At 66.7% G+C, this 22475-nt stretch carries 16 protein-coding genes; 5 read left to right on the top strand and 11 right to left on the bottom strand.

Features of this window, described 5'->3' with window-relative positions; translation table 11 throughout:
- Nucleotides 1-59 precede the first annotated feature (59 nt).
- Nucleotides 60-3512, bottom strand: a complete 3453-nt coding sequence (gene mfd / locus JOD97_RS11990; RefSeq protein ID WP_209717606.1) for a transcription-repair coupling factor — start codon at nt 3510-3512, stop codon at nt 60-62.
- A 218-nt stretch (nt 3513-3730) separates the two neighbouring features.
- Nucleotides 3731-4672: a 5'-nucleotidase gene (locus JOD97_RS11985; protein ID WP_209717603.1), complete on the bottom strand. Its 942-nt coding sequence runs from the start codon at nt 4670-4672 to the stop codon at nt 3731-3733.
- A 163-nt stretch (nt 4673-4835) separates the two neighbouring features.
- Between JOD97_RS11985 and JOD97_RS11980 the strand changes: the two genes are divergently transcribed.
- Both JOD97_RS11980 and JOD97_RS11975 read left to right on the top strand, forming a co-directional pair.
- On the top strand, nt 4836-5969 hold the full coding sequence (locus tag JOD97_RS11980) for a diguanylate cyclase (protein ID WP_373999838.1): 1134 nt from the start codon (nt 4836-4838) through the stop codon (nt 5967-5969).
- Between the two features lie 239 nt (nt 5970-6208).
- Entirely contained in the window at nt 6209-6964 is a 756-nt protein-coding gene (locus JOD97_RS11975; protein WP_209717597.1) for an apolipoprotein A1/A4/E family protein, read from the top strand.
- A 4-nt stretch (nt 6965-6968) separates the two neighbouring features.
- Here the strand turns inward: JOD97_RS11975 and JOD97_RS11970 are convergent, their stop codons facing one another.
- The 3 genes from JOD97_RS11970 to JOD97_RS11960 are packed head-to-tail and all read right to left on the bottom strand — an operon-like array spanning nt 6969 to nt 9329.
- Nucleotides 6969-7514: an OmpA family protein gene (locus tag JOD97_RS11970; protein ID WP_209717594.1), complete on the bottom strand. Its 546-nt coding sequence runs from the start codon at nt 7512-7514 to the stop codon at nt 6969-6971.
- A 10-nt stretch (nt 7515-7524) separates the two neighbouring features.
- A complete protein-coding gene (locus tag JOD97_RS11965) occupies nt 7525-8775 on the bottom strand; it encodes a sensor domain-containing diguanylate cyclase (RefSeq protein WP_209717591.1) in 1251 nt (416 codons plus the stop codon).
- The gene (locus tag JOD97_RS11960; protein ID WP_209717588.1) at nt 8772-9329 is read right to left on the bottom strand and encodes a YfiR family protein; all 558 of its coding nucleotides are present in this window, start codon (nt 9327-9329) and stop codon (nt 8772-8774) included. Before JOD97_RS11960 ends, JOD97_RS11965 begins: the two co-directional genes overlap by 4 nt.
- A gap of 201 nt (nt 9330-9530) precedes the next feature.
- Between JOD97_RS11960 and JOD97_RS11955 the strand changes: the two genes are divergently transcribed.
- The gene (locus JOD97_RS11955; protein ID WP_209717586.1) at nt 9531-10175 is read left to right on the top strand and encodes a TetR/AcrR family transcriptional regulator; all 645 of its coding nucleotides are present in this window, start codon (nt 9531-9533) and stop codon (nt 10173-10175) included.
- Nucleotides 10176-10230: 55 nt separating this feature from the next.
- On the opposite strand, the gene JOD97_RS11950 is transcribed toward JOD97_RS11955, so the two are convergent.
- Nucleotides 10231-12564 (bottom strand): penicillin-binding protein 1A, encoded by a 2334-nt coding sequence (locus JOD97_RS11950; RefSeq protein ID WP_209717583.1) that lies wholly within the window; start codon nt 12562-12564, stop codon nt 10231-10233.
- 162 nt (nt 12565-12726) lie between these two features.
- On the opposite strand from JOD97_RS11950, the gene glpD reads away from it, so the two are divergent.
- Entirely contained in the window at nt 12727-14262 is a 1536-nt protein-coding gene (gene glpD / locus JOD97_RS11945) for a glycerol-3-phosphate dehydrogenase (RefSeq protein WP_209717580.1), read from the top strand.
- Between the two features lie 112 nt (nt 14263-14374).
- Here glpD and JOD97_RS11940 read toward each other — a convergent pair whose 3' ends face one another.
- The 3 genes from JOD97_RS11940 to JOD97_RS11930 form a co-directional block, all read right to left on the bottom strand.
- On the bottom strand, nt 14375-15355 hold the full coding sequence (locus tag JOD97_RS11940) for a lipase secretion chaperone (protein WP_209717576.1): 981 nt from the start codon (nt 15353-15355) through the stop codon (nt 14375-14377).
- Between the two features lie 9 nt (nt 15356-15364).
- The gene (locus tag JOD97_RS11935; RefSeq protein ID WP_209717573.1) at nt 15365-16288 is read right to left on the bottom strand and encodes a triacylglycerol lipase; all 924 of its coding nucleotides are present in this window, start codon (nt 16286-16288) and stop codon (nt 15365-15367) included.
- Between the two features lie 224 nt (nt 16289-16512).
- A complete protein-coding gene (locus JOD97_RS11930; RefSeq protein WP_209717570.1) occupies nt 16513-18012 on the bottom strand; it encodes a peptide MFS transporter in 1500 nt (499 codons plus the stop codon).
- A gap of 267 nt (nt 18013-18279) precedes the next feature.
- Here JOD97_RS11930 and ppnN point away from each other — a divergent pair, with 267 nt between their 5' ends.
- On the top strand, nt 18280-19650 hold the full coding sequence (gene ppnN / locus JOD97_RS11925) for a nucleotide 5'-monophosphate nucleosidase PpnN (RefSeq protein ID WP_209717567.1): 1371 nt from the start codon (nt 18280-18282) through the stop codon (nt 19648-19650).
- Nucleotides 19651-19771: 121 nt separating this feature from the next.
- Here the strand turns inward: ppnN and JOD97_RS11920 are convergent, their stop codons facing one another.
- Nucleotides 19772-21631, bottom strand: a complete 1860-nt coding sequence (locus JOD97_RS11920; protein ID WP_209717564.1) for a glycoside hydrolase family 15 protein — start codon at nt 21629-21631, stop codon at nt 19772-19774.
- Nucleotides 21631-22428 carry an SDR family oxidoreductase gene (locus tag JOD97_RS11915; RefSeq protein ID WP_209717561.1) on the bottom strand — a complete coding sequence of 266 codons (798 nt, stop codon included), beginning with the start codon at nt 22426-22428 and terminating at the stop codon, nt 21631-21633. The genes JOD97_RS11920 and JOD97_RS11915 overlap by 1 nt, the downstream gene beginning before the upstream one ends.
- Between the last annotated feature and the right edge of the window lie 47 nt (nt 22429-22475).

The raw sequence follows: 22475 nt of genomic DNA, 5'->3' as shown, positions 1-22475 counted from the left end.
TTACGTTTTTCATAGATTTAGCGTTGTTTGGGCTAAGTGGTCAAGGTACGACGCCCGGCTCAAGCGGTCAACTGTTTGATGGCGCCTTTGATCTGGGCCACGCGCGCCGCGAGATCGGGCATGTTGGCGGTGATCTTGAGTTTGTCCTGACCATTTAGCTTGATCTGGCGGTTTTTTTGTATCAGTTCGATGATGCGCATCGGATCGATCGGCGGCTTGGCCATGAACTGCAGCGTGGCCGCCTCGCCGTGGGCGTCGATCTTGACGATGCCCACCGTCTTGGCGGCGATGCGCAGGCGGTGCGTTTCGATCAGCGCCTTGACCGCGTCCGGCAGCTTGCCGAAGCGGTCGATCATCTCCTCCTGCATGTCGTCGATCTTGTCCTGGCTGTTGCAGTTGGCCATACGCTTGTAGATCGATAGCCGTTCGTGCACGTCGCCGCAGAAATCGGCCGGTAGCAGCGCCGGCACGTGCAGGTTGATCTCGGTGGTAGTGGCCAGCGGCGCGGCCAGGTCCGGCTCCTTGCCGGCCTTGAGCGAGCGCACCGCCTCGTTGAGCATGTCCGAGTACAGCTGGAAGCCGATCTCCGTCATCTCGCCGGACTGGCTGTCGCCGAGCACCTCGCCGGCGCCGCGGATCTCCAGGTCGTGCATGGCGAGATAGAAGCCGCTGCCCAGTTCCTCCATCTGCTGGATGGCGTCGAGGCGACGCTGCGCCTGTTTGGTCAGCGACTGCACGTCCGTCACCAGCAGGTAGGCGTAGGCCTGGTGATGCGAGCGGCCCACGCGCCCGCGCAGCTGGTGCAGCTGCGCCAGGCCGAACTTGTCGGCGCGGTGCATGATGATGGTGTTGGCGGTCGGCACGTCGATGCCGGTTTCGATGATGGTGGTGCACAGCAGGATGTTGAAGCGCTGCGCCACGAAGTCGCGCATGACTTTTTCCAGGTCGCGCTCGTGCATCTGGCCGTGGGCGACGGCGATGCGCGCCTCCGGCAGCAGCTCGGTGAGCATCGCCATGCGGTTCTGGATGGTTTCGACCTCGTTGTGCAGGAAATACACTTGCCCGCCGCGTTTCAGCTCGCGCAGGCAGGCCTCGCGGATGATCGATTCGCCCTCGCTGCGCACGAAGGTTTTGATGGCCAGCCGCTTTTGCGGCGCGGTGGCGATGACGGAGAAGTCGCGCAGCCCCTCGAGCGCCATGCCCAGGGTGCGCGGGATCGGCGTGGCCGTCAGCGTCAGCACGTCGACCTCGGCGCGCAGCGACTTGAGCGCCTCCTTCTGGCGCACGCCGAAGCGGTGCTCCTCGTCGATGATGACCAGGCCCAGACGGGTGAACTTGACGTCGTCCGACAGCAGCTTGTGGGTGCCGATGACGATGTCGAGGGTGCCGTCGGCCATGCCCTTGATCGCCTGCGTGATCTCCTTGCCGGTGCGGAAGCGCGACATTTCGGCGATGCGCACCGGCCAGTCGGCGAAGCGGTCGGCGAAGGTTTGCGCGTGCTGTTCGGCCAGCAGCGTGGTCGGCGCCAGGATGGCGACCTGCTTGCCGCCCATGACGGCGATGAAGGCCGCGCGCAGCGCTACCTCGGTCTTGCCGAAGCCGACGTCGCCGCACACCAGCCGGTCCATCGGCTTGCCCGAGGTCATATCCTTGATGACGTTGTTGATCGCCTCCTGCTGGTCGGGCGTCTCGTCGAAGCCGAAGCTGTCGGCGAAGCGCTCGTAGTCGTGCGCCGAATATTCGAACGAATGGCCCTGGCGCAGCGCGCGGCGGGCGTACAGGTTCAATAGCTCGGCGGCGGTGTCGCGCACCTGCTCGGCGGCCTTGCGCTTGGCCTTTTCCCACTGGCCCGAGCCGAGCGAATGCAGCGGCGCGTCCTCCGGCGAGGCGCCCGAGTAGCGCGAGATCACGTGCAGCTGCGACACCGGCACATACAGCTTGGTGTCCTTGGCGTATTCCAGGTGCAGGAATTCGGTTTCGCCCTCGCCCAGGTCCATGCTGGTCAGGCCCATGTAGCGCCCGATGCCGTGGTTGATGTGCACCACCGGATCGCCGATCTTGAGCTCCGACAGGTCGCGCACCATCGACTCGACCTGGGTGACGGCTTCCTGCTTCTTTTTGCCGACGCGGCGGCCCGAGCCCGCATACAGCTCGGTCTCGGTGATGAAGATCAAATTCTCGTTCGGCGTCGACAGCTCGAAGCCGGCATGCAGCGGCGCCACGCCCAGCGCCAGCTTGGCGCCGGAGGTGGCGAAGCCCTCGAAGCCCTCGACCGGCGTCAGCGCCAGGTCGTATTCGGTGAAGTACTGCTGCAGCGTTTCGCGCCGGCCGTTCGATTCGGCGCAGATCATCACGCGGCGTCCGGCCTGCAGCAGGTAGGCCCGCAAATTGGCCAGCGGGTCGTCGTTGTGGCGGTTGACGGCGATGTTGGGCACCGGCGCCGACAACTCGGAGGCGCCGAGGTTATCATCCTTGGCGTCCTTCGAGATCACCAGCCGGCCGTACGGCTTGGCCAGCGTGAAGAACTGCTCGTCCGACAGGAACAACGCCTCCGGCGCCAGGATCGGGCGTTCGCGGTCGGCGCGCAGGAAGCGGTAGCGCGAGCCGGTGTCGGTCCAGAAGCGTTTGATGGCGGCGTCGATGTCGCCCACCAGGGCCAGCGCGGCGCCCTGCGGCAGGTAGTCGAACAGGGTGGCGGTGTCCTCGAAGAACAGCGGCAGGTAGTATTCGATGCCGGCCGAGGCGATGCCGCTGCTGATGTCCTTGTAGACCACCGAGCGCGATGGGTCGCCCTCGAACTGTTCGCGCCAGCGGCTGCGGAAGGTGGTGCGCGCCGCCTCGTCCATCGGGAACTCGCGCCCCGGCAGCAGGCGCACCTCGGCCACCGGGTACAGCGAGCGCTGGGTGTCGGCGTCGAAGGTGCGGATGGTCTCGATGGTGTCGCCGAACAGGTCGAGCCGGTAGGGCAGGGCGGAGCCCATCGGGAACAGGTCGATCAGGCCGCCGCGCACCGAGTATTCGCCCGGCGACATCACCTGCGTCACGTGGGTGTAGCCGGCCAGCGTCAGTTGCGACTTCAGGCGCGCCTCGTCGAGCGCTTCGCCTTTTTTGAAGAAGAAGGTGTAGGCCGCCAGGAACGACGGCGGCGCCATGCGCACCAGCGCCGTGGTGGCCGGCACCAGCATCACGTCGCACTGGCCGCTGGAGATCTCGTGCAAGGTGGCCAGGCGCTCGGACACCAGGTCCTGGTGCGGCGAGAAGGCGTCGTAGGGCAGCGTTTCCCAATCGGGCAGCAGGTGGCAGCGCAGCTGGTCGCCGCCGAACCAGGGGATCTCGTCGCGCAGGCGCTGGGCGTCGCCGGCGTTGGCCACCACCACGGCCAGCATGCGGCCCTGCGACTTCAGTTCGAGCGCGGTGAGCGCGAGCGCGTAGGCGTCCGAGGAGCCGTGCAGCGTGGGCAGGGCGAAGCGGTGACCGGGCTTGGGAATCGATTTGGCTAAGACTAAAGACACAATAAGGGCGACGCAGCTTTAACGGTTACGGGTGGTTGGCCGGCGGCCGGGGCGCGCCGCCGTGGCGGCGACGCCGATGGCGACATTATAGACGATGCGTCGCAGGGCGGTGGGGCGCTCGACCGGGTGCAAGCCCCAACCCGCACCCCGTGGGGTCGGACCCCGTCGGGTCCGACCCCGGCATGCCGGTTGCGACCCCGGCATGCCGCCGTGCGGGGTCAAACGGGGATCGGCGGCCGGTTGGCCACGCCGAACGGCACGTGCACCATCGGGATGTTGCCGCCGACCGACTTCAAATGACTAAGCTGGTCGTCGAAGAAGATGTGCGGCTTGAAGATGCCCAGCACGCGCGACTTCTCCATGCCGCCGAGGAAAAACGTCTCGTTGGCCGACACGCCCCAGCTTTTGAGCGTGGTGACGACCCGCTCGTGCGAGGGCGCGCTGCGCGCCGTGATGATGGCGATGCGCAGGATCTTCTTGTAGCCGGGATCGCGCCGCTGCGCGCGCTCCTCGAGCCGCTGCATCAGCGACAGCTTCTGGAACAGGTCGGCCAGCGGCCCGGGCTGGTGCGGGATGGCGACCCGCTCGCGCTCGTGGGCGTGGAACTCGGCGACGTCGTTGTTGCGCTTGAACACGGTTTCGGATTCGTCGTCGGCGATCACGCCGTCGAAGTCGAAGGCCACGCGCAGTTCGCCGTCGTCGTCGTCGTCCTCGGTGCGCGAGGGCAGCACCAGGCCGGCCGGGTAGTTGGCCGCGAGCGCGTTGCGCACGTCCTCCTCGTTGGCGCTGAGAAACAGCGACGTGTTGAAGGCGGGCAGGTAGGTGTACGGCGACTTGCCGGTGACGAAGCAGGCGCGCGAGATGTCGAGCTGGTAGTGGGCGATCGAGTTCATCACGCGCAGGCCGGTCTCGGGCGAGTTGCGCGACAGCAGCACGACCTCGACCGGCGACGATTGCGCGTAATGCTTGTTGATGCTCAGGAAGCGGCGGATGAAGGGGAAGGCGACGCCCTTGCCCAAGATTACGTCGATGTGGCGTTCCTGATACTTTCGGTATTCCTCGGCGCCGCCCTCCAGATAGATCTTGTGCGATTCGGTCAGGTCGAACAGCGCGCTGGAGGCGATGCCGATCACCAGTTTGTGTTCAATTGGGTAAGCCATGGTTACAGTGACGGGATGGACGTGCCAGGTTGCAAGAGTCACCACTGTACCCGATCCGCGCCGACCGCGGCGGCCATATCGGAAATTTCATCGCGGCAACTGTCGTTTGGTTTTATACTGCCGCTGTTTTCGACCAATCCGCGCCCGTCGCGGCCCCTCCGGCGTGCTCCATCTCGATACCCTGTTACTGGTCCATTTGTGCGTGACGCTGCTGACCACGGCGCTGGTGGCGGCGTCGGCCAACTACGCCGACAGTCCGCCCGAGCTGCGCTGGTGGGCCGCCGGCAACGTCTGCGTGTCGCTGGGGGTGGTCATGTCGCTGGTCGAGACCTTGCCGGCGCTGCTCACCAGCGTGGCCGGCTACGGCGTCATCGCCTTCGGCCTGGCGCTGGTGTTGCGCGGGTTGCGGGTGCACGGCGCCTCGACCTTGCCGTGGCCGGCGATCGCCGCCATCACCGGCGTGGCGCTGCTGGTGCCGTGGTATTACACGGTGCTCGCGCCCAGCCGCGCGGCGCGCCTGGTGTTTAGCGGCTTTTATTTCGGCGCCCTCGATTTGTGGTGCGCGGCGGCCATCGCGCGCCACGGCGGCTGGCGCGTCAACGCCATCGCCGTGACCGGGTTTGTCGCGCTGGGCTGCGCGTTGTTACTGCGCGGCACGGGCATGCTGCTCGACGCCGACCTGGCCGGTCCGGCCAACGCGCTGATGATGGGCGTGACGGCGCTGGTGATCCCGCTGGCGCAGATCTGCATCGCGTTCGGGCTGATCGTGATGGTGATGTGGCGCTACGCCGAGCGGCTGCGGCGGCTGTCGACGCTCGACACCTTGACCGGCACGCTCAACCGCGCCGGCCTGGAGCTGCAGGGCAAGCGGGTCGGGCTGCGCGCCCAGCGCGGCGGGCGCAGCCTGGCGGTGGTGATGATCGACGTCGACCATTTCAAGAGCATCAACGACAGCCACGGCCACCTGGTCGGCGACGAGGTGCTGCGCCATTTGTCGGCGCTGCTGCGGCGCGAGTTGCGTCCGCACGACGTGCTGGCGCGCTTCGGCGGCGAGGAGTTCGTGCTGGTGCTCGACGATTTGCGCCTGGCCGACGCGCTGGTGCTGGCCGAGCGGCTGCGCGCGCGCATCGCCTCGACCGAGGTGGCGCTGGCCGACGCCGTGGTGCGCTTCACCGCCAGCCTGGGCGTGGCCGGTTCGGACCGGCACGGCTACGACCTGATCCGGTTGATCTCGGCCGGCGACGCGGCGCTGTACCAGGCCAAGCGCGACGGCCGCAACCGGGTGGGCGCCGGCTGAGCGCCGGGTGGACGCCGGGGCGGGTGTTCCAGCCACGCCACAACGGCCACGATAGTTGTTGACGTGGCATCGGCCGGGCCGCATATTGTGGGGGATTCAAATAATAAAGCAAGCCACTATCTGGCGCAGCAGCAAAGTGAAGCAGCCTTCTTGGCTGCTTTTTTTTGTGACGCGCGTCAAACGCAGCGCGCGCCGACCGTGTTAACTTGGTGATTCCGCCCGTGCCCCGAGGAGCGATCATGCCGGTCAACAACGAAGAGAATCCGATTGAAAACCCGCACCGTGGCGACTATGATGGACGCGTCGAGGGACGTCTGGCCGTGGTGGAAAAACGCGTCTCGGCGGTGGAGGTGGACGTGGCCGTCATACGCACCAGCTTTGCGACCAAGGAGGATGTGCAGTCGCTGCGCAACGAGATCCACGCGTTGAGCGAGCGCGTCCTGACGGCTTTGCATGAGCAAAAGCTTGAATTCAATCAGGCGCTGGCCAGCCAAAGGGAGGATTTTTACGCGGCCCTGGCGCGGCAGGGGGAGCAGTTCCACGGGGCGCTGGCCGAGCAGCGCGAGGAGATCCTGGCGGCGCTGGCCAGGCAGCGCGAGGAGGTCTTTGCCGCGCTCGCCAAACAGCGCGAGGAGTTCCACGCCGCGCTGACCAAACAGCGCGAGGAGTTCCACGCCGCGCTGTCCAGGCAGCGTGATGACTTGCACGCCGCGCTGGCCAAACAGCGCGACGAGTTCCTGGCCGCGCTGACAAAACAGCGCGACGAGTTCCAGGCCGCGCTGACAAAACAGCGTGACGAGTTCCTGGCCGCGCTGACCAGACAAGGCAACGAGCTCCATGCCGCGCTGTCCAGGCAGCGCGAGGATTTCAACGCCGCGCTGGCCGACAACCGCATCGATTTGTACAAAATGCAGATGGCCCACATGTGGAAGCTCTACGGCTTCGCCTCGCTGCTGATTGGCGGCGTCTATTTCATCGCCCGCTACGTGCATTGAGCCGCTAGACGGCGCTGACGATGATGGTCACGCGGCGGTTCTGCGCGCGGCCGGCCTCGGTGGCGTTGTCGTCGATCGGGCGGGCGTCGCCGTAGCCCTTGCGGCGGATGTCGCCCTCCTTGAAGCCGGCCGCCTCGAACACCCGCGCGGCGGCGGCGGCGCGGCGCTCCGACAGCGCCAGGTTGTAGGCGGGCCGGCCCTGGTTGTCGGTGTGGCCTTCGATATCGAGCTCGCGCACGCCGACCGACAACAGCACCGTGGCCGTGGCGCGGATGTCCCGGGTCCCCTCGTCGGTCAGCTTGTCGCTGTCGAAGCCGAACGTGACCCTTGCGCCGAGCTCGCCGCCGCCGTCGGTCGTCAGGCTTTTTTCCCAGCCGCGCGCGGTCGGCTTGAAGCCCAGCGACTGCAGCGCCGCCTGGCGCGCCGGGACGACCGGCGCGGCCGGCGGCGGCGGGGTGGCGCAGGCGCCCAGCAGGGCGCCCGCCAGCGCGGCGGCGAACAGGTGGACCAGGGCCGCGCGGGCCGGGCGGCGGGAAAATGCGATCTTCATGGAGACACTTCTATAACGAGGGTTGGAAAAGGGCGTCGCTGCCGCGCGCGCGGCTCTTGGCCACGTACATGGCCGAATCGGCCGAGCTGACCAGGGCCTCGATGCTGTCGCCGTGGTCCGGATAGATGGCGCCGCCGATGGTCACCTCCAGCGGCAGCAGCTGGCCGTCGCCCAGGCGCAGCGGCTCGCTGAGCGATTGGCGGATGCGCGCGATCGACGACAGCACGTCGGCCGGTTCGCCGATCGGGTACAGCAGCACGACGAACTCGTCGCCGCCCTGGCGCGCCACGAAGTCGGTCTCGCGCACCGCCGCGCGCAGCCGCTGCGCCAGCACTTCGAGCAGGGCGTCGCCGACCGCGTGGCCCATCGAATCGTTGACCTGCTTGAAGCGGTCCATGTCGATGAAGAGCACCGCCGCGCGCTCGCCGAGGCGGCGGCAGCGCGCCAGCGCCTCGCGCAGGTGCTCGGCCAGGTAGCGCCGGTTGGGCAGGCCGGTCAGGCCGTCGTGCAGGCTGGTGTGGCGCAGGCGCCGGTTGGCGCTGCTGAGCTCCTCGTGGCGCTCGGCGATCTCGTGCTGGTGCGATTGCAGCTCGGCCAGCAGGTCGTTGAAGTCGGCCGCCAAGGTGTTGATCTCGTGCACCGCGCTGACGTCGGCGCGGGCGTCGAAGCGGCGGTGCCGGCGCAGCTCCTTGGTCAGGCGTACCAGCGCGTACACCGGGTCGACGATCTGGCGCGCCAGCCGGCGCGACCACCACCAGGCCGCCACGGCGCTCAGCGCCAGCGACGACAGCAGCGCCGCCAGCAGGCCGGCCAGCGAATCGAGCAGCACGCGGCCGTCGGCGCCGAGGCGCACCTCGCCCAGCGGGCGGGCGCCGGCCGCCACCGGCGCCGACACCGTCATCGGCAGCAGCCAGCCGGCCACCCGCCGCGCCAGCGCGTCGCGCCGCCCGGCCGCCGGCCGCTCATAGCGCAGCAGCAGCGCGCCGTGGCGGTCGAGCACCTCGACGGTGGCCAGGCGCTCGCTGTCGGCCAGCGGCTTGACCAGCTCCATCAGCGCGTCGACGTCCTTGAAGCGCAGCGCCGGCTCGCCGGCGTAGGCCAGCGAGCGGGCCGCCAGGGCCAGCGCGTGGCTGGCTTGCTGTTGCAGGTGGTAGAGCGTGACGCCGCCCATCAGCGCGCTCGCGCAGCCGAGCGCCACCAGCGCGCTGCGCCACTGGCCGTTGCGCACCAGGGTGGCGATGTGGTGTCGGCCCGGCTTCATCGGGCGCCGCCTTCGCGCACGCCCAGCTGCAGCATGCGCGGGTTCAGGCGCAGGCCGCTGAAGGCGATGGCGTCGAGGTTGGCGCGGAAGCGCAGCCCCTTGGGGCCGTCGATCAGGCAGATCTGGCCGGCGTAGGAGCAAAAGCCCTCGCCGCGGCCCAGGGTCAGGATGGGGCGTTTGTTCAATTTGAGCAGCAATTCTTGTCGGGGCCCGGCCGCCATGTCCGGAAACAGCACCGCCTGGCAGTCGAACAGCTCGGCCGCCTGCGCCGGCGCCATGTGGCGCAGCGCGACGCGCACCGGCGGCGCCGGCGCCAGCGCGCCCAGGGCGCCGGCCAGGCCCGCCGCGGCGGCGTCGTTGTCGGCCAGGCACAAGGTGATCGGCGCGGGGGCGGCCGGCCAGCGCGTGTAGTGGATGATGCCCAGCACCAGGTCGGCCAGCTCGTCGGCGCCGGCGGCGGCCTGCGCCAGCGCGCCGCCGGGCAGCTGGGGCAGCGCCAGCGCCAGGGCCGCGATCAGCAGGCGCCGCAGGGGACGAAGTCGGAGGGGTGGCAAGGGGGCGTATCCGTGGTGGGGGAATCGAGCCGGAATTTTGCGGTGAATGTGTCCGAAAGACAAGTGAAATATGCGCCGGGCAGCGATCGGGCCGAAAATGGCGCCGCGCGCCTGTGCTAAGATGCCCGCGCAGGTTATCAATACAACACCACAGCAGGGACTATCTTGCAGGCACACTTCAACCTAGAGCAATTCCGGGGCATGACGCCGCTCGACGGCGTCAACATCTGGTCCTACGTGCTCGACCGCAACGCCGCGCGCATCACCGTCAAGCGCCGCAAGCCGGCGCTGGAGAACCTCGAGCGCATTTTCAACGCCACCTTCAAGCTGGCCAACGAGGTTGGCTTCCGTGCCATGACCTTGCGCGACCTGTGCCACGAGACCGGCCTGTCGATGGGTGGGCTGTACGGTTATATCAGCAACAAGGACCAGCTGGCCGAGATGATCGAGGACGTGGTGCGCCACGCCACCCACGAGATGCCGCGCCTGTTCGACGGGCTGGCCGCGCCGCTCGACAAGCTCGAGGCGCTGATCCGGGCGTCGATCTACGTGTCCGAGATCCTGCAGCCGTGGTTTTATTTCGTCTTCATGGATTCGCGCGTGCTGCCGGCGCAGCACCGCCACACGGCCAAGGCCTCCGAGCTGCACGTGCAGGCGCTGTTCGCCGGCGTGATCGCCGCCATCCCCGGGCGTCCGGCCGGCGACGCCGAGCTGGTCGCCGCGCACCTGATCGCCACGTTCCAGGACTGGTACGTCAAGCGCTGGAAGTACCGCGCCGCCAACGTCGACCCCGACCTGTTCGCCGACAGCGCCGTGCGCATGATGCGCGGCTATCTGTCGGCCTGAGCGCCGGCGCGGCCGTCACCGCTTAGTGGGCCGCTACTGGGCCGCGACCGGGCCGCTACTGGGCCGGCGGCGCCGTGCCGGCCGGCACCGGCGCGATGTTTTCGGCGCCCGGCGCCGTCTCGTCGATGTCGAGCGTGCGGCGCGCGGCGTCGCCGGTGAACTCGTCGTACAGCCACTCGCCGTCGACCTGCGTCAACCCGGCCGGGGCCGGGCGCTCCTGGGCCGGCCGGTCGCGCATCGCCACCTTCATGTAATCGATCCAGATCGGCAGCGCGGCGGTGGCGCCGAACTCCTTGCCGCCGAGCGATTTGGAGTCGTCAAAGCCCATCCACGACACCGCCACGATGCCGCCGCCGTAGCCGGCGAACCAGCCGTCGACCGCGTCGCTCGAGGTGCCGGTCTTGCCGGCCAGGTCGTGCCGTCCGAGGCGCGCCACGGCGCCGCCGGTGCCGGTGCGGGTGACCTCGCGCAGCATGCCGTCGGTGACGAAGGCGTTGCGCGGATCGATCACGCGGGCGTCGTCGGGCAGCGTGGCGCGCGGCTTGGTCTCGCTGATGATCTTGCCGTCGCCGTCGACGATCCTGGCGATCAGGTAGGGCTCGACCGTGTAGCCGCCGTTGGCGAACACCGCGTAGGCGCCGGCCATCTGCGCCGGCGTGACCGAGCCGGTGCCCAGCGCCATGGTCAGGTTCTTCGGATGCTTGGCCAGGTCGAAGCCGAACTTGCCCAGGTAGTTGTGCGCGTACGGCACCGTGATGGCGCGCAGGATGCGCACCGAGACCACGTTCTTGGATTCGGCCAGCGCGTAGCGCATGGTGATCGGGCCGTCGAACTTGCCGTCGTCGTTGCGCGGGCTCCACGCCTCGTTGCCGGTGTCGGCGCCGGTCAGCTCGAGCGGCACGTCGTTGATCAGGGTGGCCGGCGAAAAGCCTTTTTCCAGCGCGGCCGAATAGACGAACGGCTTGATCGCCGAGCCGGGCTGGCGCCAGGCCTGGGTCACGTGGTTGAACTTTTGCAGGTTGTAGTCGAAGCCGCCGACCATCGCGTGGTAGCCGCCGCTGACGGCGTCCACCGACACGAACGCGGCCGCCACCTGCGGCACCTGCGAGATGGCCCAGGCGTTCTTGGCGCCCTGGGTGATGCGGATCACGGCGCCGGGGCGCAGGCGCAGCGCGTCCTTGGCCTTGTCCGACAGCGCGGCGGCGGCCAGGCGCAGGCCGTCGCCGCTGATGGTGATCTCCTCGCCGCCGGGGTTTTGCACCTTGACCGCCTTCGGTCCGGCCTCCAGCACCACGGCCGGGATCAGGCGGTCGCTGCTCGGGCGGCGCTGCAGCGCCTCCTCGATGGCGTCGTCGCGCTCCTCCTCGCCGGCCGGCAGCGTGATGAACGCCTCCGGGCCGCGGTAGCCGTGGCGCTGGTCGTAATTGAGCACGTTGCGGCGCACCGATTCGTAGGCCGCGTCCTGGTCGGCCTTGACGATGGTGGTGTAGACGCTGATGCCCTTGGTGTAGGCGTCCTCCTTGAACTGGGCGTAGACCGCCTGGCGCGCCAGTTCGGCCACGTATTCGGCGTGGGTGTCGAACTGCTGGCCGCGATTGCGCACGTGCAGCGTCTCGTGCAGCGCCTTTTGGTACTGGTCCTCGGTGATGTAATTGAGCTCGCGCATCGACTTGAGCACGACGCGCTGGCGCTGCTTGGCGCGCTTGGGGTTGACCGCCGGGTTGTGGCGCGCCGGATTTTGCGGCAGCCCGGCCAGCATGGCCATTTCGGCGACATCGAGCTCGCCGAGCGACTTGCCGAAATAAGTCTGCGCGGCGCTGCCGAAGCCGAACGAGCGCTGGCCCAGGTAGATCTGGTTCATGTACAGCTCGAGGATTTGCTCCTTGCTGAGCGCGGCCTCGATTTTCAGGGCCAGCATCACCTCGTTGAGCTTGCGGCCGTAGAATTTGTCGCGGGTCAGGAAGAAGTTGCGCGCCACCTGCATGGTGATGGTCGAGCCGCCCTGTTTCGAGCCGCCGCCCAGGTTGGCGCGGGCGGCGCCCAGCGCGCGCCGCCAATCGATGCCATTATGTTCATAAAAACGCTTGTCCTCGATGGCCAGCAGCGATTTCTTCATCATCTCCGGCATGTCCTTGATGGCCACGAAGTCGCGGTGCTCCTCGCCGAATTCGCCGATCAGGGCGTTGTCGGCGGTGTAGATGCGCAGCGGGATCTTGGGCCGGTAGTCGGTGATGGCGTCGAGCGCCGGCAGGTTCGGCGCCACCACCAGCAGCAGGTAGGCCAGCAGCAGGGCGCCGGCGATGAGCGCGGCCACGCCGGCAAAGATGAAGCCCCGGATGGCGTTGCGGCGGTTGATCCACTGGGGCAGGGCGGTAGGGGAAGCTGTCAAAACTTTATCTCGCGGTGGTGATCGTGGCCCGATTATAGACCATCAAAATTTGCGTTCCCTTAAACCGAACGTGGCTTTTTGGGGTGGCCCCCTATGATGAAAGGCAATTTTCACGTAACGTAGAAGGTATCCGATTAATTTGGCTGGACTACCGGGGAAGACATGGCGGAACCGCGGCACACACTCGATTGCGACGTCCTGATCGTCGGCGGCGGCATCAACGGCGCCGGCATCGCGCGCGACGCGGCGGGGCGGGGCTTGTCGGTGGTCTTGTGCGAGAAGGACGACCTGGCGGCGCACACCTCGTCGGCGTCGACCAAGCTGATACACGGCGGCCTGCGTTATCTCGAATACTACGAATTCGACCTGGTGCGCAAGGCCCTGCTCGAGCGCGAGACCTTGCTGCGCGCCGCGCCGCACATCATGTGGCCGCTGCGCTTCGTCATGCCGCACGCGCGTGGCCAGCGTCCGGCGCTGCTGATCCGCGCCGGCCTGCTGCTGTACGACCTGCTGGCCAAGCGCGAGCTGCTGCCGGCGTCGTGCGGCGTCAACCTGCGCCGCCACGCGGCCGGCAAGCCGCTCAAGCCGGAGTTCCAGCGCGGCTTCATCTACTCGGACGGCTGGGTCGACGACGCGCGCCTGGTGGTGCTCAACGCCATCGACGCCAGCGAAAAGGGCGCCACCATCCTGACCCAGGCCGTGTGCAATTCGCTGGTGCGCAAGGCCGCCGGCTGGGAGGCGACCTTGTATAAGCCCAGTTGCGGCGACATCCGTGTCAACGCCCGCTACGTGGTCAACGCCGCCGGGCCGTGGACGGCCGAAGTGCTGCACCGGGCGCTGCCGAAGCAGGACGGCGGTCATCTGCGCCTGATCAAGGGCAGCCACATCGTCGTCAAGCGCATTTTCGAGCATGACAACGCCTATATCTTCCAGCATCCGGACGGGCGCATCGTGTTCGCCATTCCGTATGAGCGCGACTTCACGCTGATCGGCACCACCGATCTGGATTATCACGGCGACGCCAACCAGGTCGCCATCGGCGAGGACGAAATCGCCTATCTGTGCCAGCTGGCCAGCCAGTATTTCGTCCAGCCGATCGTGCCCGCCGACGTGGTGTGGACTTATTCGGGCGTGCGCCCGCTGGTCGAGGACGGAGCCGACGCCAAGGCCGTCACGCGCGACTACCGGCTCGAGGTCGACGACGAGGGGCCGCCGATGCTCAGTGTTTTCGGCGGCAAGATCACCACTTTCCGCAAGCTGGCCGAGGAGGCGGTCGATCTGATCGCCAAGTCGCTGGGCAACCGCCACGGCGGCTGGACGCACAACGCCTGCCTGCCGGGCGGGGATTTGTACGGCGCGGAGCCGCGCAATGAATCGGTGCTGCGGTTCGACGCGTGGGTGCGCTCGATGCAGGCGCGCTACGCGTGGCTGCCGCCGTTGCTGGTGCTGCGCTACGCGCGCGCGTATGGCACGCGTATTCATACCTTGCTGTGCGACCGCACCGAGGTGGCCGACATGGGCGAGGAAATCTCGCCCGGGCTGTATGCGACGGAGGTGGAGTATCTGCGCCGCTACGAGTGGGCGCGCACGGCGCAGGATATCCTGTGGCGGCGCTCGAAACTCGGTTTGCATCTGCCGGCGGATACCGCCGACAAGCTGCAGGCCTGGCTGAATGCCAATCCGATGCAGCGTACCTGATGTTCGTCACATGGCGGCGCACCTGATAATCACGTAGGGCGGATTAGGCGGAACGCCGTAATCCGCCATTCTTTGAGCCGCCGGCGGCGCATACATGGCGGATTACGCTACGCTAATCCGCCCTACGTGATTTAGATGATTCAGATGATACAGATGATTCTGGCTCGTACGCGCCCAGTCGCCGCTGCTCGTCCACGCTGAAACTGGCGTCGCGCAGGTGCTGCAAGGCGGCGTCGTTCCGGCTCGCCGGCTGCGCCATCAGCGCCGCGCGCTGCGCCAGGTAGGCGCCGATGCGCGCCTTCCACGCCGCCTCGTCGCGGTCGACTTCGGCCAGGCGCGCCGCCGCCTCGGGCGATAACGCGGCGGCGCGCACGCGGTAGACCTCATTGTCGCCCGCGCCGTTGGCGCGCAGCCGCGCCACCGATTCCTCCAGCCGCAGTATCCTGGCCGGCGCCTCGCGCTCCTCGCGCAGCGCGGCCGGCATGCGCTGGTCCAGCTCCGCCAGCCGCGCCTTCTTCTGCCCGGCGTCCAGCCGTTTGTCGCTGTCGATCTCCAGCCGCGCCACCGCGTCGTCGTCCTGGGCGTCGCCGGCCCCGAACAAGCCCGCGCTTTGCTCCGGCGTGAAGTAGGCGGGGCGCAGCCGCCGCATCGCCAACAGCCGCGCGCGCGCCGCCTGCGCCATGTCGCCGGCCGGCGGCAAGCTCGCTTCGACGCCGGCCAGCGCCTGTTTATAACCGAGGTAGCTGCCCAGCAGTTGCTTCGCCTGCCGCGCCGGCCCCGGTTTCAGGCGCCGATCGAGCTCACGTTCGATCTCCGACCTGATCGCGTCCAGGTCTTTCTCCCCCAGTCCCGCCAGATAGTAGTCGAACAGATGTCCCAGCTCGGCGTCGACCACCAGCTGTTCGCCCGCCAGCGTCCTCAGGTCGCCGTCCGGCCGGGTGCCCGCCATCGATGGCACGAACGCAAAAAGGCCGGGGCCGGGCTTGGGCGGGGACGCCTGCGCCGGCGGCGCCACCTTGTCGGTGCCGAAGTAAAGCGCGCAGCCGGCCAGCAGCAGGGCGGCTATCCCGGCTTTTTTCGCGGTCGTGTTCATGGCGCTTCCTTAGAGCCCGAGTCCCTGCAGGCGGTTGGCCTGCTGGCGGAACACCGTCACGGGACTGGTTTCAAACAAGTTGACGATGCCGACCGCCTGATTGATCTCGTCGAGGTGGTTCATCGCGTAGTCGTCGCGGATCACGCGGCCAAGATGGCTGGAACAGGTACTCACCAGACCATCGTTCTTTTCGCCGCTGAAGGCCGCCGACGTCAGCGCCAGCAGCGGATCGGCCGGATCGAGGACGTTGGTGTACGGTTGGCCGCCGCTCCAGGAGAAGTAGTACACGCCGCGCACCTGGTAGGCGCCTTCGCCGCAGGCCGACTGCGGCACGCCCTCCGGGTGGCGGCTGTTGAAGGCCAGCGAGCCGGCGGTGCTCAGCGAGTCGAACGAGGCCTGGGCGTTTTGCGGCAGGTCGCCGCCGCCGGACAGGTAGCTGACCAGATTGGCCACGGCGCCGACCAGGGCGTTGCTGACGCCGGGGATGGCGTTGGTCAGCACGTCGGCCACCCTGGAGCCTTTGTTGACGCCGGCGACGCTGGTGACCGACGCCACCAGGTCGGGCCTGACCGAGGCCACGTAGCGCGCCGTCGGGCCGCCATGGCTGTGGCCGATCAGGTTGACCTTGGCCGCGCCGGTGGCGGCCAGGATTTGCTTGACCTGCGTGAGCAGCTGTTCGCCGCGCACCTCGGTGCTGTTGGCCGCCGATACCGACGTCACGTGGACGCTGGCGCCGCCGCTGCGCAGCGCGGACGGAATGCCGTAAAAATACTCGACGGGGCCGATGTTATCGAAGCCCATCAGGCCGTGTACCAGCACGATCGGGTACTTGGTCTGGGTGTAGCCGGCCGCCCAGGATGGCGCGGGCAGGGCGGCGAGGGCGGTGAGGGCGATGACGGTGCGCGATACGTATTTCCAGAAGCGATTCTTCATTTTGTCTCCATTAGTTATTTTTTAGGAAATGAGAAGCTGGGAAAGCGCCGGCGCCATGATCAAAAACAAAGCAAGCGCTCGGTATTTGAATGTAGCACTGTTATTCAAGGAAAGCATGACGCGGCGCAATATCGTGGCAAAAAAGCTAAAGTGCAAAAAAAACCGCCCGGTTCGACCCGGGCGGCTTCGCCCCCATGCGGGAGCGGTTGATTCGAGCCGGCGGCTTACTTCACGCCGTGCATCAGCTTTTGAATCAACGGCGCGATCAGGAACAGCAGCACGCCGCCGGCCATCAGCGAGTAGAAGCCGAAGGTGTAGCCCGACAGCGCCGACGTCACCGACATGCCGCTCTCGCCGGACACCGCCGACGCGAAGATGCCCGACAGGTTGTTGCCGATGCCGGTCGACAGGAACCAGCCGCCCATGCCCAGGCCGACCAGGCGGGTCGGCGCCAGCTTGGTCACCATCGACAGGCCGATCGGCGACAGGCACAGCTCACCGATCGATTGCAGCACGTAGACCATGAACAGGGTCCAGAACGGGATCTTGTTGTCGATATCGACCAGCATCGACAGCGCGTACATCAGCAGGCCGAAGGCCGAACCGTTAAACAGCAGGCCCAGGCCGAATTTGCGCGGGATCGACGGATTCTTGTTGCGCATCGCCACCCAGATGAACGCGATCAGCGGCGCGAAGGTGATGATCGCCAGCGAGTTCACGGTCTGGAACCACGCCACCGGGAAGGTCCAGTTGAACATTTCGCGGTCGACGATTTTATCGGCCAGGAAGGTGAACGAGCTGCCCGCCTGTTCGAAGAACATCCAGAACATGATATTGAAGAAGAAGATCAGCAGCATGGCGATGACGCGGTCGCGCGCGACCTTGCCGTTCTTGATCCCCTCGATCAGCAGCATCACCGCCAACAGGATGAACAGCACCGTCAGCACCGCCTGCAGGCTCTTGGCGCCGGCGGCGAGCAGCAGGTAGACCACCGGGATCACGCACAGCGAACCGACGATCACATACAGCAGGCGCTTTGGATCGCCGGTTTGGGTGTCGGTCGCGCCGATGCCCTGCAGGTTGCGGCGGCCGATGAAGAACCACACCAGGCTAATTAACATGCCGACGCCGGCCGACATGAACACCACTTTGTAAGCGGGCATGCCGTTGCTGCCGAAGATCGCCGTGGCCAGCCACTCGGTGAGCACCGGGGCGACCATCGCGCCGGAGTTGATGCCCATGTAGAAAATGGTGAAGCCCGAATCGCGGCGGGTGTCGCCGGTGGAGTACAGCTTGCCGACCATGGTCGAGATGTTCGGCTTGAACATGCCGTTGCCGACGATGATGGTGGCCAGGCCTAGCTTGAACACCGTCTGGTCGGGGAAGGCGATCATGAACAGGCCCGCCGCCATGAAGGCCGCGCCGACCAGGATCGAACGCTGGTACCCCAGCACGCGGTCGGCGACGTAGCCGCCGAACAGCGCGGCGGCGTACACCAGCGCCAGATAGGAGCCGTAGACCAGATTGGCGGCCGATTCGCCGGAGGAATCGCCGTTATAGAATTGCGCGACGACGTAGAGCACGAGCGCCCAACGGATGCCGTAGAAAGCGAACCGCTCCCAGAATTCGGTCATGAACAACATCCAGAGCGGGGCCGGGTGGCCCATGATCTGTTTGAACTCGGGAATAGCGACTTCCGTGTTGGTGGTGGTAGCACCGCTCATGCGGCTTCTCCTAATTTATGATCGATGAAAAGTGTCTCCGCCTCCCTCGTGGGGAGCCAAATTGGGCGCCATTTTAATCTACAAATGGAACGTGACGCACTTTTTGAGGCATCGGCAGCAAGAATGTGTCATTTGTGATAAGGAATGGGCGAGCGGTTGGGGAATGCGCGCCGCACGCAATCTCCGACCCAAAGAGCGCCGAGTTGTCGTATATTGGCATTGCAAGCCTACTACGTGACATCGAATCTGAATAAGGATTTTCGCAACATGGAACATGACGTTATCGATACTTTGATTTCGCCGGAAGGACAACTGGAGATCCTTTCGAAGGCGGAAGTGAACAAGCTGCTCGACACGAGCCAGGGCGGCCTATATAACGTCTTTCGCAATTGCGCGCTGGCCGTGCTCAATTGCGGCAGCACCATCGACGACGGCAAGGAGCTGCTGGAGCGCTACCAGTCCTTCTCGATCAGCATCGTGCAGCGCGAGCGTGGCATCAAGCTCGATATCAAGGGCGCGCCGGCGATCGCCTTCGTCGACGGCAAAATGATCAAGGGCATCCACGAGCACCTGTTCGCGGTGCTGCGCGATATCGTCTTCGTCAGCAACGAGGTCACCGACACGCAGAAGTTCGACATGAACCGCACCGAGGACATCACCGACGCGGTGTTCCACATCCTGCGCAACGCCGGCGTGCTCAAACCGATGCTCAATCCGAACCTGGTGGTGTGCTGGGGCGGCCATTCGATCAACCGCGCCGAGTATAACTACTCGAAGGAAGTGGGCTATCAAATGGGCCTGCGCGACCTGGATATCTGCACCGGCTGCGGCCCGGGCGCGATGAAGGGGCCGATGAAGGGCGCCACCATCGGCCACGCCAAGCAGCGCCTGTCGCGCGGCCGCTACCTGGGCATCACGGAGCCGGGCATCATCGCCGCCGAATCGCCCAACCCGATCGTCAATGAACTGGTGATCATGCCGGACATCGAAAAGCGCCTGGAGGCGTTCGTGCGCACCGGCCACGGCATCGTCGTGTTCCCCGGCGGCGCCGGCACGGCCGAGGAGATCCTCTACATCCTCGGCATCCTGCTGCATCCCGATAACGCCGACATTCCGTTCCCGCTGGTGTTCACCGGACCGGAGACGTCGCGCGAGTACTTCGTGCAGATCAACCAGTTCATCCTCGACACGCTGGGCCCCGAGGCGCAGCAGCGCTACAAGATCATCATCGACGATCCGGAACTGGTGGCGCGCGAGATGCAGGCCGGGATCAAGCAGGTGCGCGAATTCCGCAAGAGCCGCAGCGACGCCTACTACTACAACTGGGGCCTGAAGATCGACCGCGAGTTCCAGAAGCCGTTCGCGCCGACGCACGAGAACATGCGCAATCTGAGCCTGCACAAGAACCAGGAAGTGCATCTGCTGGCGGCCAATCTGCGCCGGGCGTTCTCCGGTGTCGTGGCGGGCAACGTCAAGGACGAAGGCATCCGCGCGATCGAAAAATTCGGCCACTTCGAGATCCACGGCGACAAGGAGATCATGGGGCCGATGGACGCGCTGCTGGCGTCGTTCGTCGAGCAAAGCCGGATGAAACTGGCGGGCAAGGCGTATACGCCGTGCTACCGCGTGATTCAATAAACCCGCTAACCCGCTAACCCGCTAACCCGCGCGCATGACGCACGGCGCGCGTGGTGGTGGGGTCGTACCCCGTACGGGGACTCGGCGTCCCCGTACGACCCCTTTGACGGTTCGGGTTTAATCACGCCGGCCAATCGCGCCGGCCGTGCCCCTCCATCTCGCGGTCGATATAAAACGCTGCGCTGACCAGCGCCAGATGCGTGAAGCCCTGCGGGAAATTGCCGGTCAACCTGGCCCGCTCGTCGAATTCCTCCGCATACAGCTGCAAGTGATTCGCGTACCGCAGCAGCTTTTCGAAGATCATCCTGGCTTCGTCCATCCGGCCGGCGCGCGCCAGGCACTCCACATACCAGAACGAACAGGCCGAGAACGCGCCTTCCTTGCCCGGCAAGCCGTCATCGCGCTTGTAGCGGAACACCATGCCGTCGTCGGTGAGGCGGTCGCCGATGGCGTCGAGCGTGGCCAGCCAGCGCGGATCGGTGGCGCCGACGAACCGCACCAGCGGCATCAACAACAGCGCCGCGTCCAGATCCTTGCCGCCGCGCTCCTCGACAAAGTGGCCCGCCTTCTCGTGCCAGAAATTGGACCAGATATCGTCGTGGATCGCGTTGCGCACTTTGATCCAGCGCGTGAACGGCGCCGCCAGCGAGCGTTTGCTGGCCAAGCGGATCGCCCGGTCGATCGCCACCCAGCACATCAGCCGCGAATGCAGATGGTGGCGCGGCGGCCCGCGCACCTCCCAGATGCCGGCGTCGGCCTCGTTCCAATGGCGGCACACATAATCGATCACCCGGCACACGCCTAGCCAGCGGTCGTGCGAAATGGCCTCGCCGTATTTATTACTTAGGTAAATCGAGTCCATCAACTCGCCGTAGATATCCAGCTGCAGCTGCGTGACAGCGTCGTTGCCGATGCGGACCGGCGCCGCGCCGCCGTAACCGGCCAGGTGCCCGAGCGAGCGTTCGGGCGCGATCTCGCCGCCGTCCAGCGCGTACATCACCTGCAGCTGCCCGCGCTTGCTGGAGTGGAGCGCGCGGTCGCCCAGCCAGCGGTAAAAGTCCTTGGCCTCGTTGTGGTAGCCGAGCCGCATCAGCGCGTAGATCGAGAACGACGAATCGCGTATCCACGCGCCGCGGTAGTCCCAGTTGCGGATGCCGCCGCGCGCCTCGGGCAGGCCGAAGGTGCCGGCGGCGGCGATCGAGCCATGCCGGCGCGACGTCAGCAGCTTGAGCACCAGCGCCGAACGGGTCACGGCGTCGCGCCAGCGACCCTTGTAGGTCGATTGTCCGGCCCAGGCGCGCCAGCGGGCGATGGTGGCGTCGATCAGCCGGCCGATGGCGTCGGCGTCGGCCAGCTCTTCATGCGCCTCGTCGAGCATCAAGGTCACGCTCTGGCCGGCGCGCAGGGTGACGACGGCGGTCACTTCGCCTTCCGCCTTGACGAAATCGACATCGCCGCTCAGTCGCAACGATGGATTGCCTTTGCCGGAAAAGATCGCGCAGCCTTCCTTGATCGCGACCGAGGGCGCCACGCGCGCGTAATCGTAGCGCGGCGCGCAGCGCAGGCGGATCGTCGCCTTGCCACGGGTGACGGCCACGCGCCGCACCAGCCGGGTGGGGGCCTCGCCGGCATCGTCGGTGTCGATCATCAGGTCGGTGATTTCGGCGCTGGCGTCGCTGCCCATCCAGCGCGTCAGCAGCACGTTGGTGTCGGGCAGATACATCTGGACGATCCGTGGATCGTCGATCTGCGGCGACAGCTCGAACACGCCGCCCCTGTCCGCGTCAAGCACCGCTGCGAAGATGCTCGGGCTGTCGAGGTTCGGCCAGCACATGTAGTCGATGGCGCCGTCGCAGGCCACCAGCGCGATGGTCGCCAGGTTGCCGATGACGCCATGGTCGGCGATATCGCGTTCGGCGCGCGCCTTTGCCTTCGGCCCGGTTTTGCCGGCCGCCGCCCTGGCCTTGGGGCCGGCGGCCATCAGCCGTTGTCCTCGAAGCCCGGATACAGCGACATGCCGCCGTCGACGAACAGCGTGCTGCCGACCACATAGTCCGCCAGGTCCGAGGCCAGGAACAGCGCCGCGTTGGCCACGTCCTCCGGTTTGCCCACTCGGCCATAGGGGATCAATTTAAGCAGTTCGGGCGTGCCGCCGGCGGCGGTCACCTCGGCGTTGATCGGGGTCTTGATGGCGCCCGGCGCGATGGCGTTGATGCGGATCTTCTCGGGCGCGACCTCCTGCGCCATCGTTTCCATCAGCAGGTGCACGCCGCCCTTGGACGCCGCGTAATTGACATGGCCGGCCCACGGTATGCGCTGGTGGACGGAACTCATGCAAATGATCTTGCCGATCGCGCGCGAGACCTCGCGCTGGCCCTGTTTGCGGAACAGGCGCACCGCCTCGCGCATGCACAGGAACTGGCCGGTCAGATTGGTTTTGAGGACGCCCTCCCACTGGGCCAGCGTCATGTCGGCGCTGGGGGCGTCGTCCTGGCGGCCGGAGTTGGCCACCACGATGTCGACCGCGCCGAAGTGTTTGACGGCTGAGGCGAACAAGGCCTGCACCTCCGGCTCTTCGCCGACGTCGGCCTGGACGGCGATGGCCTGGCCGCCATCGGCGGCGATCAGCGCGACCACTTCGTCGGCCTGGTCCTGGTGGCTATGATAGTTAACGACGACGTTGGCGCCGGCCTTGGCGAATGCCAGCGCGATGCCGCGCCCGAGGCCCGAATTGGCGCCGGTGACGATCGCGGTTTGATGCTGCAGCGAGAGGTGCATGACGGGCTCCTTGCGACGGATGTTGTCCCATTCTAGGCCCGCCCGGG

Source organism: Duganella sp. 1411 (assembly GCF_017833525.1).
Lineage (GTDB): Bacteria > Pseudomonadota > Gammaproteobacteria > Burkholderiales > Burkholderiaceae_D > Rugamonas.
This window is presented reverse-complemented; position numbering and strand designations above follow the sequence as displayed.

Bases quoted from the DNA above. Each gene is read 5' to 3' on its own strand.
- JOD97_RS11985 (WP_209717603.1), bottom strand. From the start codon at position 4,672: ATGGCTTACCCAATTGAACACAAACTGGTGATCGGCATCGCCTCCAGC.
- JOD97_RS11975 (WP_209717597.1), top strand. From the start codon at position 6,209: ATGCCGGTCAACAACGAAGAGAATCCGATTGAAAACCCGCACCGTGGC.
- JOD97_RS11970 (WP_209717594.1), bottom strand. From the start codon at position 7,514: ATGAAGATCGCATTTTCCCGCCGCCCGGCCCGCGCGGCCCTGGTCCAC.
- JOD97_RS11965 (WP_209717591.1), bottom strand. From the start codon at position 8,775: ATGAAGCCGGGCCGACACCACATCGCCACCCTGGTGCGCAACGGCCAG.
- JOD97_RS11955 (WP_209717586.1), top strand. From the start codon at position 9,531: ATGACGCCGCTCGACGGCGTCAACATCTGGTCCTACGTGCTCGACCGC.
- glpD (WP_209717580.1), top strand. From the start codon at position 12,727: ATGGCGGAACCGCGGCACACACTCGATTGCGACGTCCTGATCGTCGGC.
- JOD97_RS11940 (WP_209717576.1), bottom strand. From the start codon at position 15,355: ATGAACACGACCGCGAAAAAAGCCGGGATAGCCGCCCTGCTGCTGGCC.
- JOD97_RS11935 (WP_209717573.1), bottom strand. From the start codon at position 16,288: ATGAAGAATCGCTTCTGGAAATACGTATCGCGCACCGTCATCGCCCTC.
- JOD97_RS11930 (WP_209717570.1), bottom strand. From the start codon at position 18,012: ATGAGCGGTGCTACCACCACCAACACGGAAGTCGCTATTCCCGAGTTC.
- ppnN (WP_209717567.1), top strand. From the start codon at position 18,280: ATGGAACATGACGTTATCGATACTTTGATTTCGCCGGAAGGACAACTG.
- JOD97_RS11920 (WP_209717564.1), bottom strand. From the start codon at position 21,631: ATGGCCGCCGGCCCCAAGGCCAGGGCGGCGGCCGGCAAAACCGGGCCG.
- JOD97_RS11915 (WP_209717561.1), bottom strand. From the start codon at position 22,428: ATGCACCTCTCGCTGCAGCATCAAACCGCGATCGTCACCGGCGCCAAT.